Source organism: Leptospira ainlahdjerensis (assembly GCF_016919175.1).
GTDB lineage: Bacteria > Spirochaetota > Leptospiria > Leptospirales > Leptospiraceae > Leptospira > Leptospira ainlahdjerensis.
Genome location: NZ_JAFFPU010000003.1, coordinates 45,416 through 61,317 on the forward strand (window position 1 = coordinate 45,416; position 15,902 = coordinate 61,317).

General features: G+C 43.9%; 19 protein-coding genes. All 19 read left to right on the forward strand.

Annotation, left to right across the window (positions count from 1 at the left end; all coding sequences use genetic code 11):
• The first annotated feature begins 2 nt into the window (after window positions 1–2).
• The 19 genes from lptB (at window position 3) to JWG45_RS00420 (ending at window position 15,901) form a co-directional block, all read left to right on the forward strand.
• Window positions 3–728 carry an LPS export ABC transporter ATP-binding protein gene (lptB, locus tag JWG45_RS00330; RefSeq protein ID WP_205277808.1) on the forward strand — a complete coding sequence of 242 codons (726 nt, stop codon included), beginning with the start codon at window positions 3–5 and terminating at the stop codon, window positions 726–728.
• Window positions 725–2,146, forward strand: coding sequence for an RNA polymerase factor sigma-54 (rpoN, locus tag JWG45_RS00335; RefSeq protein WP_205277809.1), 1,422 nt, complete (start codon window positions 725–727; stop codon window positions 2,144–2,146). The genes lptB and rpoN overlap by 4 nt, the downstream gene beginning before the upstream one ends.
• A gap of 4 nt (window positions 2,147–2,150) precedes the next feature.
• Entirely contained in the window at window positions 2,151–3,113 is a 963-nt protein-coding gene (gene hprK, locus JWG45_RS00340) for an HPr(Ser) kinase/phosphatase (protein ID WP_069607350.1), read from the forward strand.
• Entirely contained in the window at window positions 3,088–3,351 is a 264-nt protein-coding gene (locus JWG45_RS00345) for an HPr family phosphocarrier protein (RefSeq protein WP_156781812.1), read from the forward strand. Before hprK ends, JWG45_RS00345 begins: the two co-directional genes overlap by 26 nt.
• A gap of 17 nt (window positions 3,352–3,368) precedes the next feature.
• Window positions 3,369–5,159 carry an LIC_11548 family sensor histidine kinase gene (locus tag JWG45_RS00350; protein ID WP_205277810.1) on the forward strand — a complete coding sequence of 597 codons (1,791 nt, stop codon included), beginning with the start codon at window positions 3,369–3,371 and terminating at the stop codon, window positions 5,157–5,159.
• A 6-nt stretch (window positions 5,160–5,165) separates the two neighbouring features.
• A complete protein-coding gene (locus tag JWG45_RS00355) occupies window positions 5,166–6,512 on the forward strand; it encodes a sigma-54-dependent transcriptional regulator (RefSeq protein ID WP_205277811.1) in 1,347 nt (448 codons plus the stop codon).
• Window positions 6,505–7,347 carry a hypothetical protein gene (locus JWG45_RS00360; RefSeq protein ID WP_205277812.1) on the forward strand — a complete coding sequence of 281 codons (843 nt, stop codon included), beginning with the start codon at window positions 6,505–6,507 and terminating at the stop codon, window positions 7,345–7,347. Before JWG45_RS00355 ends, JWG45_RS00360 begins: the two co-directional genes overlap by 8 nt.
• Window positions 7,344–9,287 carry a replication restart helicase PriA gene (gene priA, locus JWG45_RS00365; protein WP_205277813.1) on the forward strand — a complete coding sequence of 648 codons (1,944 nt, stop codon included), beginning with the start codon at window positions 7,344–7,346 and terminating at the stop codon, window positions 9,285–9,287. The genes JWG45_RS00360 and priA overlap by 4 nt, the downstream gene beginning before the upstream one ends.
• A 1-nt stretch (window position 9,288) precedes the next feature.
• Window positions 9,289–10,236, forward strand: coding sequence for a methionyl-tRNA formyltransferase (gene fmt / locus JWG45_RS00370; protein ID WP_205277814.1), 948 nt, complete (start codon window positions 9,289–9,291; stop codon window positions 10,234–10,236).
• Window positions 10,233–11,228 (forward strand): PASTA domain-containing protein, encoded by a 996-nt coding sequence (locus JWG45_RS00375; protein ID WP_205277815.1) that lies wholly within the window; start codon window positions 10,233–10,235, stop codon window positions 11,226–11,228. Before fmt ends, JWG45_RS00375 begins: the two co-directional genes overlap by 4 nt.
• Window positions 11,225–11,872: a ribulose-phosphate 3-epimerase gene (rpe, locus tag JWG45_RS00380; protein ID WP_118982290.1), complete on the forward strand. Its 648-nt coding sequence runs from the start codon at window positions 11,225–11,227 to the stop codon at window positions 11,870–11,872. Before JWG45_RS00375 ends, rpe begins: the two co-directional genes overlap by 4 nt.
• A 122-nt stretch (window positions 11,873–11,994) precedes the next feature.
• Window positions 11,995–12,261 (forward strand): 30S ribosomal protein S16, encoded by a 267-nt coding sequence (gene rpsP, locus JWG45_RS00385; protein ID WP_118968090.1) that lies wholly within the window; start codon window positions 11,995–11,997, stop codon window positions 12,259–12,261.
• Window positions 12,261–12,491, forward strand: coding sequence for a KH domain-containing protein (locus tag JWG45_RS00390; protein WP_000391865.1), 231 nt, complete (start codon window positions 12,261–12,263; stop codon window positions 12,489–12,491). Before rpsP ends, JWG45_RS00390 begins: the two co-directional genes overlap by 1 nt.
• Window positions 12,484–13,014 carry a ribosome maturation factor RimM gene (gene rimM / locus JWG45_RS00395; protein ID WP_205277816.1) on the forward strand — a complete coding sequence of 177 codons (531 nt, stop codon included), beginning with the start codon at window positions 12,484–12,486 and terminating at the stop codon, window positions 13,012–13,014. Before JWG45_RS00390 ends, rimM begins: the two co-directional genes overlap by 8 nt.
• Window positions 13,004–13,672 carry a tRNA (guanosine(37)-N1)-methyltransferase TrmD gene (trmD, locus tag JWG45_RS00400; protein ID WP_205277817.1) on the forward strand — a complete coding sequence of 223 codons (669 nt, stop codon included), beginning with the start codon at window positions 13,004–13,006 and terminating at the stop codon, window positions 13,670–13,672. The genes rimM and trmD overlap by 11 nt, the downstream gene beginning before the upstream one ends.
• Entirely contained in the window at window positions 13,669–14,100 is a 432-nt protein-coding gene (gene rplS / locus JWG45_RS00405; RefSeq protein WP_069607362.1) for a 50S ribosomal protein L19, read from the forward strand. The genes trmD and rplS overlap by 4 nt, the downstream gene beginning before the upstream one ends.
• A gap of 6 nt (window positions 14,101–14,106) precedes the next feature.
• Window positions 14,107–14,787, forward strand: a complete 681-nt coding sequence (locus tag JWG45_RS00410; RefSeq protein WP_205277818.1) for a ribonuclease HII — start codon at window positions 14,107–14,109, stop codon at window positions 14,785–14,787.
• Between the two features lie 100 nt (window positions 14,788–14,887).
• A complete protein-coding gene (locus tag JWG45_RS00415) occupies window positions 14,888–15,637 on the forward strand; it encodes a hypothetical protein (RefSeq protein WP_205277819.1) in 750 nt (249 codons plus the stop codon).
• Window positions 15,638–15,901, forward strand: coding sequence for an EscU/YscU/HrcU family type III secretion system export apparatus switch protein (locus JWG45_RS00420; protein WP_205277820.1), 264 nt, complete (start codon window positions 15,638–15,640; stop codon window positions 15,899–15,901).
• Window position 15,902 lies beyond the last annotated feature (1 nt).

Genomic DNA, 15,902 nt, shown 5'->3' on the forward strand with positions numbered 1-15,902 from the left:
TTATGAGTAAAACCTTCCGAATGGAAAATCTGGTCAAGGTCTACAACAAAAGAAAGGTTGTGGATGGTGCCAGCTTCGATATCAAAAAAGGAGAAGTGGTCGGATTGCTCGGTCCCAATGGAGCCGGAAAAACTACTTCTTTCTATATGTCCGTAGGATTCGTAAGACCTGACTCGGGCAAAGTTTATATAGACGGACAAGACGTAACTGATTCTCCGATGCATATCCGTGCAAGGTCGGGAGTTGGTTATCTCGCACAAGAAGCGTCTATCTTTCGTAAACTCACCGTCGCAGAAAACCTGGAAGCGATCCTCGAAACGATGAATCTTCCTCGACCCGAAGTCATTAGAAGAAGGGACGAACTTCTGATCGAATTGCAAATCATGCGAGTCGCCAATCAAAAGGGTTATACTCTTTCGGGCGGGGAAAGAAGACGTTGTGAAATCGCAAGAGCCCTTGTAACCAATCCCGACTTTATCTTGTTAGACGAACCCTTTGCCGGCGTGGATCCGATAGCGGTAAAGGACATTCAAACGGTAATTCAATCCTTAAAAGACAGAGGACTCGGAATTCTCATCACCGACCACAACGTAAGAGAAACATTGAAGATCACGGATCGCGCCTATATCATGTACAGCGGAAGAATTTTGATCTCCGGTTCCACACACGATCTCGTCAACGATCCTGAAACCAGAAGAATTTATTTGGGCGAGGATTTTACTCTGTGAACCTCAGTCATTCACTAGTTCAAAAACAGACTCAGAAACTGGTGATGACCCAGGACTTAAGACAGTCCATCGAACTTTTGCCCTTGTCGACGCTCGAACTTTCGGACCGAATCAGCTCCGAACTCGTCGAAAACCCGATGCTCGAGGAAGAATACGCCTCCGAAAGAAATCGAACTCCCGATCTCTACAGCAGAGACGATCTCAAACGAAAGGAAAAAAATGATTTCCTAAAGAATTCGGACATCACCTGGCAGGATAATTTTTCCATCGATCGTGCCGGCTCGAGTGGAACCGATGCGAGCGATCGCAATCAGAAATACATTGAATCTTCTCCCGAAAAAAGTTCCCTCTCAGAGCACCTTCTCTGGCAACTTCGACTTTCCAACTTAAAACCGGACGAGGTCGCAATCGGAGAAATTCTCATTTCTATGCTGGATGATCACGGTTTTATTTCCGTTCCCATCAAAGACCTTTGTGCGGAAATGAAACTGAATGAAAAAAAGGTTCGTAAAATTCTTGGACAGATCCACAGACTCGATCCGATCGGAATCGGAGCCAAGGACGTTCAGGAAACGCTTCTCATCCAAGCAAAGATCCTCAAACCGGACGATACAAAACTTCATACTCTGATCGCCGATCATATCAAGGATCTGGAGAAACTCGATTACAAAACGATCTCAAAAAAAATGGAACTTTCCCTCGAAGCCGTCGAAAGTCTTGCATCCGAAATCAAAAAATTAGAACCATATCCGGCCACACTCTACACGGCAAACAAACCCGATTACGTCATCCCCGACGTTGTCGTTCGGGAAGTAGACGGAGAATTCGATATCTATATCAACGACGAGTGGATTCCCAGGCTCAAGATCAATAAAGAATATAAGAATATTCTAAAAAATGCAAAAGACTCGGACAAGGAATATATTACTACAAAACTCGGCTCCGCCGAATGGTTGATCCGATCGGTCAATCAGAGAAGACAAACCTTGTTCAAAGTCACATCCGCCATCATAGAAATGCAGACCGAATTCTTCCGGAAAGGAATTCAGTTCATCAAACCCTTAACGTTGAAAGACATCGCCGAAAGACTGGATATGCACGAATCAACGGTTTCAAGGATCACATCCAATAAATACGTTCAGACTTCTCGAGGCATCTTAGAACTAAAATGGTTTTTTTCCTCTGGAGTTCGTTCTGTGGAAGGTGGAATCGAATCTTCCAAAAAAATCCACGATCTGATCCGAAATCTGGTGAAAGACGAACCATCGGAAAATCCTTTATCCGATCAAGAAATTGTGGAAGCGATTCAAAAACAAGGAATCGAGATCGCAAGAAGAACAGTCGCCAAATACAGAAAAATTCTCAAAATTCTTCCATCAAGTCAGAGAAAAAAGGTCAAGTCCTTGGAGTCCAGATAATTCTATGTCCATGCCGGGAATCAACGTTTCGAATATTCTCAACGAACACGAGGAATTGGGTCTTCGTCTTTTGGCGGGCGAAAAGGGGCTGACCAATCGAATCAACATGTCCGAGATCAATCGCCCCGGTCTTTCCCTCACCGGCTTTTACGAAAGTTTCGCCCACGATCGGATTCAGATTTTCGGAAAAGGAGAATGGGCCTATATCACGTCCCGATCTCCCGAAGATTTAAAACAAATCGCCGCCGATTTTTTTAGCTTTCATCTCAATTGTATCATCTTCACACACGGAAACCCTCCGCCTCCGATCTTTCAGGAAAACTGCGAACGTCTCGGAATTCCTTTGATGATCTCGGACGTTTCGACTCATAAGTTCATCACTCTCATCTCCGGAATTTTGGATCGAAGCCTCGCACCGAGAACGATGCGGCACGGTGTGTTGATTGAAGTTTTTGGAATCGGAATTCTTCTTTCCGGAAAAAGTGGCGTGGGGAAAAGCGAGACCGCGCTCGAACTCATCGAAAGGGGACATCGTCTTGTCGCGGACGATATGGTGGAAATCCGAAGACTCTCCGAAAGTTATTTGATCGGAACCTGTTCGGATCTTTTGCGTCACCACATGGAAATCCGTGGATTAGGAATTTTGAATATTAAGGATATCTTCGGTATCGGTTCGGTACGAGATCATAAACTGATCGAACTCATTATTCATCTAGAAGAATGGGCCGAAGACAAGGACTTTGATCGAACGGGTCTTGAAAATCCCACAGAAGAATTGCTTGGAGTACAGATTCCATTGATTCGAGTTCCGGTTCGTCCGGGAAGAAACATTCCGATCATCGTCGAGACCGCGGCGATGAATCAGCGTTTGCGTAAATTGGGCAAAAATGCTGCGCAAGAATTCAATCAAAAATTAGGTCAATATTTACAGCAGGGTAAAATTGAAAGAAATCCTCCTCAAAATTAATGAGAATGGGACCGGGATGCACGCAAGACCGGCTTCCGTATTCGTAAACTGCGCTTCCAGATTTCCCTGTGAAATCACCGTGGTCAAAGACGACGTGGAAGTGAACGGAAAAAGTATCATGGGACTTATGATGCTCGCCCTCGCACCTGGAAACGAATTTACAATTCAGGTCCGAGGCGATAAGGAAGAAGAGGCCTTGGAGGCTTTGACAAATCTCGTAAAGAACGATTTTGTCTGAATTTTTCTTTTTTTCCCATGAATGATGAAACCAGATACCATCTAAGAGATTTACTCATCTTAGGATTAATCATTCTTCTTTCCGTGATTCTCGCTGAAGCGATTCAGTTTTCGGGAAGTAATATTCAAACCGACGATATCGGGTTTTTAGATCGAATCGTAGTCTATATATTCTTTTTTATTCCATTATTCTCCCTTTCTCTTTTGATTTCTTACTTTTATCGAAACAAAAGAAATCTCGAAACGGGAAGACTCAAAAGTTCGATCCGTTATCGATTGACCCTTTCGTTTATTTTCGTGGCCTTACTTCCTTCGGTGCCGATCCTTTTTCTTTCCTCGAATATCACAGGAAAAATCTACGAAAGATTCTATGGAATCGATATCGATGAAGCGCTTTCCTCCGGCGAATCTCTGATTCGTAACGAGGAAGAACCGAAGAAAAAAATCCTGATCGAAAAAACAAGACTCTTGGAAAGTTTTTTAAGAATCCATCCTCTCAACTTGGAAAGTCTGGTCGCGGGAGCTTCCAAACTCAACCTCATTCAGAGCGATGAGTTTTACGTAGGAATCTACGAAAACGAAAAATCTATATTAGAAAATCGTGGTTTAAAATACAAACCCCTTGAAAAGGACTTTAAACCGTTTTCTAAAACTTCTCTCTGGACAGAATTTACGAGTTATCGTCCGGATTATTGTATGTATTATCTCCGAGTTCCGTTTCCGATCGGAAAACGAATTCTTCAAACCGGAATCAGAATCCACAAAGGGGAAGAGAAGATCGTCTATTCGCTCATTTCAACGCGCAGAAACTACGATCGTGCCGATTTGGCAAAAGAAAAACTTCCGTATCGAATTCGCTTAACATTTAGTATCATCACCGTTTCTATCTTTCTACTCGCGATCTACTTTTCTCTTCTTTTCGCGAGAAGAATTTCGAGGCCCATCATCGAACTCGCAAACGCCACACAAAAAATTTCAATGGGGGATACGGACATCAGTTTGGAAATCCGTGAAACCGGAGAGATCGGAGCCCTGATCGATTCTTTCAACCAGATGGTTCAGGATCTCAAATCCAAAAACGCGGAGCTGATGCAGAGCCAAAGAATCGCCGCCTGGAAGGAAGTCGCACAGAGGATGGCTCATGAGATCAAAAATCCTCTGACTCCGATCCAACTTTCCGCCGAAAGAATTCGTAGAAAGATGAAATCAGAAAACTGGCAAGAGTTTCACGAAGTTGTGGAAAGCGGAACCAAAACGATCATCAAACAAGTTCGAGTCTTGGAACATCTTGTAAACGAGTTCTCCGACTTCGCGCGTATGCCGGCTCCCAAACTCATCAACCAAAATTTGGAACCTATCATTCTTGAGGCAGTGAAACTTTTCGAACACACGCCTCAACTCAAAATTGAAACAAGAATTGCAAAGTCCTTTCCTCAGCTTTTTTTAGATCAGAAAATTATCCTTCGAGTATTAACGAACCTGATTAAAAATTCAATCGAAGCGATCGAGAGAAAACGAGAAAAAGAGGAACTTCCGGATTATACCGGTTCCATTTTGATTTCCGTTTCGATTAGCAGAAAGATTATGCGAAGAGTTGCGATCATCGCAATCGAGGACAACGGAATCGGAATTTCACCCGAACTAAAACAAAAAGTATTCGAACCATATTATTCCACAAAAAACAACAACACATCGGGGATCGGCCTTGCGATCGTACAGAAAAGTGTGATTGACCACAACGGGCATATCTCGATAGATTCTTCCAGTATGGGCGGTTGTCGTTTCCAAATCGAACTTCCGGTTTCTTAAAACTCAATGAAAATTTTTATCGCAGACGACGAACCCGAAATTAGAAAGTCTCTGAAAGAAATTTTAGAAGACGAGGGCTTTGAAGTCGAAACGTTTTCGACCGGGAAGGCACTCCTCAAACAACTCAAAGGCGAAAGACCGTCCCTCATTCTTCTCGATGTCTGGCTCGGAAAAGAGGACGGAATCTTAGTCTTAGACGAATGTAAAAAAATATATCCGACCCTTCCGATCTTAATGATCTCCGGACACGGAACGATTGAAATCGCGGTTTCCGCCACAAAAAAAGGGGCGGTCGACTTTTTGGAAAAACCTCTTTCCATCGAAAAGGTGCTCCAAGCGATCGAAAACGTCATCCAACCGGAAGAGAAATATCAGAGCACAGAAATTAAATTAGAATATGATGAAATACTGGGAAACTCTCCCGCGATTCAAAAAGTAAAGTTTGCAATCGCACAAGCCGCCTCGACAAACGCAAGGGTTTTTATCTACGGGGAGAATGGAACCGGTAAAGAACTCGTCGCCAAAACTATATTCAAGAATTCGAAACGGAAAGATCAACCCTTTGTCGAAATGAACTGCGCGGCCATCCCGGAAGAATTGATCGAATCCGAACTTTTCGGTTTTACCAAAGGTGCTTTCACCGGAGCTACCGATTCCAGAATCGGAAAATTCGAGGCCGCGAACGGCGGAACCTTATTTTTAGATGAAATTTGCGACATGTCTCTTTCGACTCAGGCGAAAGTATTACGAATCTTGCAAGAACAACGTTTCGAAAAATTAGGAAGCACTGAAACGATAACCGTCGACGTTCGAATCATCGCGGCTACCAACATTCCGGTCGAAGAAGCGATCCGAGAGGGGAAATTTCGAGAAGACCTTTACTATCGCCTGAACGTGATTCCGATCACGATTCCGCCTTTGAGAGAAAGAACCTCCGATATCCCCTTACTCGTGGATTATTATATCGCAAAGACCTTGGAAGAAAACAATCTTCCTTCGAAAAGAATCGAATCCGAAGCGGTCTCGATTCTTCAAAACCATTTTTGGCCAGGAAACATAAGAGAACTCAAAAACATCATGGAACGACTTTGTATTATGACCGTGGGTTCTACGATCACGGCAAACGACGCAAGAGACGCGCTCAAAGGTTTCAAAACGGCGAACGAAATGGTGGAACTCGGAGATTTCAGAAAGGCAAAAGAAGAATTTGAAAGACAGTATATTATAAAAACATTACAAACAAACGAAGGGAACGTGACCAGAACGTCCAGAGTTCTCGGAATCGAACGTTCCCATTTATACAGAAAGATGAAGTCGCTTAACATTTCTTCGGATCAATACACCGATGGATAAACAAATTCTTACAAGCTTAGGAAGAATTTTGGGCGACTTACGTTTTTTGATCCAAAAAAAACAGGTTCCGATTCTACAATTTGCCGGAGAAAAACCTCCCGAAACAACGGAACTCGTTTGGAAAGAAGACTGGAATCCGGGAGAAGAACAAAAAGACCTTCAACTCGAAGCCGAAGGAATTCAAGTACGAAGACCGGCCCGCGCAGCCGAAAGGAATTTTACCTGCAAACTCTGCGTTGATCGAATCAGTGCCGTTCGAAACTTTCTCGTAAAGGGAAGAAAACCTGTATTAGTACTTCATTATACGGGAGAAATCGCTCCGGGAAGGCCTTCCTTTTCCAAAACTTCCCCGGATCAGATCTTTAGAACCAAGGACGCGGAAGAACTTTTCGGAAGAATGATCCAAAAACAATTCGGCTTTAGTCATCAGGAATTCTACTATCAAGAATATCCGGCTTGTATCTTTGCCCATTCCAAATCCAACGCGGAAGACTGGAAGCTCAGAACTGAAAAGTGCGAAACCCAAGTTAAGGAAACGATCGAATCCGAAAAGATCAGAGGAATCATTCTCTTGGGAACGAGCGCGATCGCCGTCTACGGAAAGGAAAAAGCCTTGGAGATGATGGGAAGAACGTTAGACTTCCTTCCCGGAATTCCAATGGTAGTATTACGTTCTCCGGAAGCGATCTCCGCGATCGAAACCAAACGAAAAAACTTTTCAGGTTCGAAAGAATCCTTCGAATTCGAGACGATCAAAAAAGAAGAGATCTCCATAAAAGAAAGTATTCTTTCCCAACTTGCGCTCTTTCAAACCAAACTCAAGGACGTACTTTGATTTATTACGCCGAGGTCGCGTTTGATCTTCCGATCGAGGAAGACACGTTTACATACGAGGTTCCTCCCGATACAAAAGTTGGGGTTCGTGTTCACGCAAGACTTCGCAACCGAGAAGAAGAGGGCATCATTGTTTCCGTTCACCAAAACGAACCGAACTACAAGGTTCTGCCTTTGGAAAAGATCATCGATAAAACTCCGATTCTTCTCCAAGAACAGATCGACTTGGCGTATTGGATGAAGGATCAATACATCGCTTCCTTGGGAGAATGTATCTACAAGATGATTCCCGCCGGAAGAAGACAGGTCAAACTCGAAGCCTTTCCCTCGGACGCGGAAGGCAAACCCGTAAAACTCAATCAAGAACAGGATGTCGCTTATCAAAATATAGTTTCGACTTTTGGTCAAACGGCGGTTCATCTTTTATTCGGAATCACAGGTTCCGGAAAAACGGAAGTCTACATTCATCTCATCCAAAAAATTTTGGAAAGTTCGGATCGATCCGTTATTCTTCTCGTTCCCGAAATCAGTTTGACCTTTCATATCATTCGGAAACTGGAACTCATCTTTCCGGGGCAACTCGCGGTATTACATTCCGCCCTAAAGGTTTCCGAAAAATTCAAGGCTTACAACGAACTTCTCACCGGCAAAAAAAGAATCGCGGTGGGCACAAGAAGCGCGGTGTTCGCTCCTGTTTCGAACGTGGGCCTGATCATCATAGACGAGGATCATGATTCTTCCTTTAAAGAACATTCGAGTCCGAGATACCACGCAAGACAAGTCGCGATGCAGAGATGTAAGACAAACAACGCGGTTCTTGTCATGGGAACGGCGACTCCTTCTTTAGAAATCTATCACTTAGCCAAAGAAGGGAAAATTCATCTTCATACCCTCACCAAACGCCCCGAAGGTGTGATGCCTCCGACGGTTCGTATCGTGGAGAATCAAAAAGAATCCAACGTTCTCAGTTCGGAACTTTCCTTTGCGATCAAACAACGTTTGGATAAAAAGGAGCAGGTGATTCTTCTTTTGAATCGGAGAGGTTACAGCCCTCTGATCTATTCTCCTGCGACTTCGTCCTACGTTCCTTGTCCGAATTGTACGACCAATCTTTGTTATCACAAAAAAGGGACCGCGATCTGCCACCTCTGCGGCCACACAGAAACGTTAAACTCGCTTGAAAAACGAATGGGCGAAACCCTAACGCTCAAAGGAACCGGAACCCAAAAGCTGGAGGAAAATCTTCTCGAAGCGTTTCCACAAACCCGCGTCGAACGTCTCGATCAGGATTCGATCCAGGATCGAAGTTTGTTAAACGAAGTCATCTCCCGTCTTTTAGGAGGTGAGATCGATATTCTTACCGGAACCCAGATGATCGCAAAAGGTCTGGATGCCTCCCAAGTAACGTTAGTCGGTGTTTTAAACGCCGGAATCGGACTCGGTCTTCCGGATTTTAGAGCCAACGAAAGGGTTTTTTCCCTTTTGACCCAGGTTGCGGGAAGAGCGGGGCGTTCGACGCTCAAAGGCGAGGTTCTGATCGAAACCAACGCCCCAGACCACCCGGTCATTCGGATGGCGATGACCCAAGACTATATTCAATTTTATGAATGGGAAATCCCCGTTCGAAAGGAATTATTCTATCCGCCGTTCTCTCGTTTGATTCGAATTGTATCCAGATCCAAAGACGAAACCGTTTCTCTGGAAACGATCGAACTCGTCTTTAATGCCCTTAAAAAATTCTTTCCTTCGAAAGATACGGTTATGCTCGGCCCGGCGCCTTGCCCTTTTTATAGAATCGATTCCAACTTTCGAAATCATATCATTCTCAAGACGTCTTCGATTCAATATTGGAGAGAGATCATCAAAAAAGAAGTTCGTCCTTTGAAACTTTCCAAAAAAGTTTATCTTGAAATCGATTTTGATCCCTTAGATTTGGTGTAATATGAAAATCGGATACTTTGGAACCCCGGAACATTCCGCAGAGCTCTTAAAAGCGTTGATCGACTCGAAGATCGTCGAAGTTCTTTTTGTGGTCACCAATCCGGACCGTGCCAAGGGAAGAAGCAGAACTCCCGAGCAGGGACCCGTAAAAAAGATCGCTATCGAACACGGACTTCCCGTGTTTCAATACGAATCCATCAAAAAAGAAAAGGAACAAGCTCTTCAAGACTTCGGTTCCTTTCCCGCGGATCTCTATATCATCTTCGCTTTCGGTTCGATTCTTCCGTCCGAGGTTTTTAGAAATCCTCCTCTGAGTTCGATCAACTTACACGGCTCCCTTCTTCCGGATCTACGCGGCGCATCTCCCGTACAAACCGCGCTCTGGAAAGGTTATACAAAATCCGGAATCACGATCCAATACATCACCGAAAAGATGGACGAGGGAGACGTTGTCGCTTATCAAGAAGTGGAAATCACTCCGGAAGACGACACCGGAACCCTGATGGATAAGATTACGAAAGCGGGAATCACAACCATTCTTCGTTTACTTCGGGAATTCGACGGCAAACCTTTCTCAGCGACTCCGCAAGATTCTTCCAAAGCAACCTATTGCGGAAAGATCAAAGCGGAAGATAGAATTCTCGATTGGTCTCTGAATGCGAACGATCTTCACAATCGAATTCGCGCTCTCTTTCCGGACGCCGTGGCAACGACTCAGTTCCGAGAGAAACGTCTCAATATACTAAAGTCCAGGACTTCCGAACTTCCGGCGGAGCTTCCGCCTGAGCCTGGTAAATTGAAACGATTGGACAAAAAAGGCCTTCTTACACAGTGTGGTGATGGTAGATTTTTGGAAATTCTGGAATTGCAACCGGAAAACAAGAACAGGATGTCCTCATCCGATTTTCTCAACGGTTTCAGAATCCAAGAAGGGGAAACATTCGGGTGAATCAGGAACAAATCAAAGAGAAATACCTTCCGATCGGGGGTTATATCTTATTCTTAGCGGCTGGTCTTTTATTATTCTTTAGCGCCGCATTCTTAGTCGTATTCGTTAGAACCAAAAGTACAGCGAAAGTGATCGTTCCCGATCTGGTCGGAAAGTCTTATCCCGAAGTTCACAACGAACTCAATCGTCTTCAGTTGAAGGTGCGTCTGGAAAACAAACGGTATCCAGACAAAACGGACGGAATCATTCTCTATCAATCCATTCGTCCGGGAAGAGAAATCGAAGCCGGAAGTAAAATTGTTCTCGCGGTCAACACGGGAGTGGATCGACTTCTTGTTCCCGACGTCAGGGGACAGTCCATTGATTCCGCAAGAGCCAATCTTCAAAAAGTTCTCGCCGGAGAAACTTACGTAGAATTACAAATCGGTGGGATCACTTATATCGAACCACAAGCCGACCAACTTCCAAACACGGTCATCGATCAAATCCCGGAACCAGGGAAGAATACAACTTCTCGAGAAAAAGTATTTTTACTCGTGACCAAGGCGCCTTCCAAAACCAAAGAAGAATTTGCTCCGACTTCTTTTCAAGGTGCTTCCTTTCCTCTCGTTCAAAAAAGCTTAACTCGTTCCGGAATCAAAAGTAGGGTAGAAGAAATCATCAGCACAAGAGTTCGCACTGAAAACGGACTCATTCAATCTGCGAGAATGGAAGGGGATGAGATTCGTTTCAAAGTCTTCTACTTCGAACCCGAGCTCGCGGTCGAAAGCGGATACGAACTTTTCTCTTACGAGGTTGGAGACAACGGAGAATACAAGGCGGTCGTCAAACCGGAAAACCAAGACGTGGCCGATGTCCTCACGCTTCCGGTGAGTCTCAAAGACGGAGAAAAGTTTCAGACCATATTCTATAGAAAGGGAAGCGTAAAGTTAACACTTCTAGACGCAACCGATTCCAAAGTAAAATCCAAATCCTACGAGAGTGAACTTTGAAAATTTCCGCATCCATCTTAGCTACTAAACTCACGGAACTCGGAAAGACCGTTCCCGATTACGATCCTTCCGCCATAGACTTGATGCACATGGACGTCATGGACGGAAACTTCGTTCCTCAGATCAGCTTCGGAGAAGCTCTGAGCAAGGAAGTAAAAGCTCTCACTTCCATTCCATTGGATGTTCATCTTATGGTTTCCAAACCGGAAAACCACGTTTCCAAATACTACGAACTGAGTCCCTATTGTATTACGTTTCATATCGAAACCACCGATTTTCCGGTGCGTTTGGCTCAGGAAATCAAATCCCACGGAACCAAGGTGGGAGTTTCTCTGAATCCCGGAACAACCGTTTCTTCTTTGGAAAACGTTCTTCCTTATATCGATTTGATTCTTCTGATGACCGTGGAACCTGGATTTTACGGACAAAAGTTTATCGTGAACGGAATGGAAAAAATCCGCAAAGCGAAGGAACTCATCGGTTCCAGACCGATCGAACTCGAAGTGGATGGCGGTGTAAACGATACCAATATCCAAGAGCTCAAGAAGAATGGGGTGGACATCGTAGTAGTCGGGGCCGGACTTTATAAAACCGGAAACCCGGTGGAGAACGCAAAACATCTCAAATCCCTGGCAAAATCCTGAACCTGCATTTTTGTCGGATCATTTCTTGACAGAGGGACATATTGTCCAATATTGGTAAAAATCATGCATTCTTTTTCCGTACTATTCTTGTAAGGAAAAAATGATAAAAGGAAAACGATCCCTTGGTAAAGCTTAGATTACAAAGAACTGGAACCAAACACGACCCTCATTATAGAATTGTTGCCGCTGACAGTAGAGCGCCTAGAGACGGAAAATTCGTAGATATCGTTGGTCACTATCATCCAGCACAAATCAAAGAACAGACTACCTTCCATAAGGAAAAAATTCTTACTTGGCTGAAAAACGGAGCTCAACCTACAGGAACCGTTTTGAACCTGTTTAAGAGCGCCGGAATTTGGGCTGAATACAAAACCACCCTGAAGAAGTAATGGAAGAATTGCTGAAGTACATCGTTGCTTCTCTCGTTGAATTTCCCGAAGAAATCGTAATTCGGGAAATAGAAGGGGAAGAACAGAACATCATCGAACTTCGCGTTTCCCCAAAAGACGTGGGAAAAGTAATCGGTAAGAACGGTCGTATTGCAAAATCCCTGCGCGCGATTCTTACTGCGGCTTCCGTAAAAGCAGGAAAAAACTTCTCGCTCGAAATCATTGACTGAAGGCTGGATTTCACTCGGCCAACTCGGAAAACCCTTTGGAATCAAAGGGTTTCTTCGTTTTAATGTGAGAGAAACCGTTCTCACAGAATTCAAACTTCCCATTCAACTCAAACTTCGAAAACCGGATCCCAATTTTCCGGAGAAAGATATTACAATTCTCGAATTGCAAGCGCATACTGGAAAGTTTATCGTTCGTATCGAAGGAATCAACACACCGGAAGAAGCTGAACGACTTACGGGTGGAATCCTTCTTTTACCGGCTCATCTCCTTCCGAAGATCAAAACCAAAGACGAATTCTATATCTCCGATTTGATCGGACTTCAGGCAGTGGACGAATCCGGAAAGAAATTGAATTGGGTCTTGAAAGAAGTTTTAGACAATCCGGCGCATCCGATTCTTTCTTTTACAAGGCCTGAGGGCGAAGAAATTTTAATTCCTTTCATTCACGTCTACGTCGGGGAAGTGGATTTAGAAAAGAAAACCATCGTCCTCATTCAACCGGAGGTATGGAATGAAATTTAATTTCATCACTCTTTTTCCGGACAAGATTCGTTCTTACTTCTCAGAAGGACTTCAACAAAAAGCAATCGAAGCCGGAGTATTCTCCGTTAACCTCGTTCGTCTTCGAGACTTCGCCGGCAACAAACACAACCGCGTGGATGATACGATCTACGGCGGTGGCCCGGGAATGCTCCTTCGGGTAGAACCGATTCACAAGGCTCTGGAATTTCTCGGAGAAGACAAGGGAACGGTCATTCTTACTTCTCCTTCCGGAATTCCGTTTCATCAAGGCATTGCTACGAAGTTAAAAGAAGCTGGAAGACCTCTAACTTTTATTTCCGGATACTACGAAGGCGTGGATCATCGTGTGGCGGAACATCTAGTTGACATGGAAATGTCCCTTGGAAATTATGTATTATCTGCCGGGGATTTGGCCAGCATTTGTATAGCGGATGCGGTGTCCAGACTTCTGCCGGGTTTTTTAGGAGCAGGGGAAAGCCTGCTGGATGAGTCTCACAACCATCCCGATATTTTAGAATATCCGCAATTTACAAAACCCTCGGAATACAATGGATGGAAAGTTCCTGACGTCCTGCTCAGCGGCAACCACGCTTCTATTTTAGCGTGGAGGGAACAAAATAGAAAGAAGATCGACCCTGATCAAGAGAGGAAATTATGAATCAACTTTTAAGAGAAGTATTAACTCCAGACGCAGAAAGAAAACAAAACTTTGCAGTAGGCGATACTGTTAAAGTACATTATAAAATTGTTGAGTCTGGAAAGGAAAGAGTTCAGGTTTACGAAGGTGTAGTAATTTCCGTAGCGAACGAAGCAAACGGAAAAACTTTCACTGTTCGTAGAGTTTCTTACGATATCGGCGTGGAAAGAATCTTCCCTCTCTTTTCTCCAAGAATCGCGAAGATCGAACTGATCCGCAAAGGAAAAGTTAGAAGAGCGAAACTGTATTATCTCAGAAATCTTGCCGGAAAAGCGGCTCGTATCAAGGAACTCAAGGGCGGTAAAACTCTCGTGAGTGAAGATAGAAAGAGACAAATTCAAGAAGATTCGGCGGCTGCTGCGAAAGTTGCGGCTCCGGCGGCAGAATAGTCCGGTTTGCCGGAAACAAAAACCAAATTTGAACCGGAAGAACTCCGGTTCTATTCAGAGTCCATTCCCTGCGGAATCGACGAAGCCGGAAGAGGTCCTTATGCGGGACCTCTTTCTGTTGCACTTGCCTCTTTTTCCAAAAACACGCTGGAACAAATCCTGGAAGGTAAAATTCTCCAAGGTTTGACCGATTCCAAAAAACTTTCGGAGAAAAAACGAGAAGCGCTTTATCCGGAGATTCTCAAACACGCACAAATCTCCTATCGAACTTTCTTAAGCCCTCATTATATCGATCGGGTCGGAATCAACCGAGCCGTTTTAGAAGGAATTCGAAAGTGTGCAAAACTCGCGATTCGAGTTTCCAATTCCACACTTCCGCTCCAACTTTTGATCGACGGGAACTACAACTTCAACCGATATCCGGAATGGAGTTTTTTAAAGAGCAGATCCGTTTTTTACACAAAGGGAGATCTCAGAATCGTCAGTATTGCCGCCGCTTCGATTCTTGCGAAAGTCGACCGGGATCGATATATGATCTCCATTTCCAAAAAATATCCTCGATATCAATTTGAACAACACAAGGGATATGGAACAAAACTTCACGAAGAACTGATTGTTCGCCACGGTCTTTCCGATATTCATAGAAGAAGTTTTACCGGAAAATTCTTAGAACTCCCTTCCTTTTAGGAAATTAATTTCCTAAAAGGTTAGAAAAGAAGGCCTGAAACTTTCCAAGATTCCGTATCATGATTAGGTTCTTTCGTATTCAAGTGCAGGACGAATTCTAATGAAACTTTCCTCGGATTTTTCGGCGGGGAATCTACACATCGTCCTGGGGAAGGAAATGGAACTCGGCAAATCCGGATTCTTGAACTTCTCTCCGGATCAAAGGGTCAAAGGATTGGTTCTCGAAGTGTTTTCCGGTGGCGCTTGGATTTCTTTCGCTGGAAAACGAATCAAAACGAGTTCGGATTCAAGTCCCTTGTTTGTCGGAGAAATTCTTACGTTAGCCGTAAAGTCAGGGAAAAAAGGAATCGAACTGAAAATCGTCGAAAGAGAATGGTCGGGAAAGGAAGGCGAGTTTTCTAAAATCCAAGGAATTGGAATGAGCGTTCGTGATTTATCGGAAAAAATGATAGGGCAGAATCCGTCGGATCACTCAATAGAAACTTCACTCCTACGAGTTTTAAAAACATACTATCCATTTATAGAATGGCGTCTGGATTTACCACATTTTCGCTGGGAACTTCCGGAAGGAAATGCCGAAGGAACCTTGGATGGAAAAGAAAAATTGAAAAAATTTCTCTTCCGCATTCAAACCCAAAAAACAGGGAAGACTCTCGTCTTATTTTTGTGGAAGGAAACCTTTGCAGAAGACCTTCAGATCAACGCTACTTTTGATAATTTTAAAATGTACTTGCATGCTTGCCAAAACAAAGAAAAATTTAAGCGAATCTTGAACGAGTCTTCTGTGAGTTTCCAAGGATATAATTTAGCTTATAAACCTTCTCTCATGCAGAAGGAATGGAATGCGTAAATGATCAGTGTGGCACTTAAATTCATACCTCAAAAGGACGACGCTCCCGTAATTACCGCGTCGGCTTCCGGTCTCTTGGGAGATACCATTCATAAGATCGCAAAAAAAAACTCGGTTCCGATTGTAGAAAACCCAATTCTTGCCGAAACTCTTTCCGAAATACCTGTCGGTCAGGAAATTCCGGAAAATTTATACAGAGCCGTAGGGGCCATTTTTTCTATGATCCTGGAGTTGGACCCGAGTTCGGGAAAAAGGAAAGTTTAAA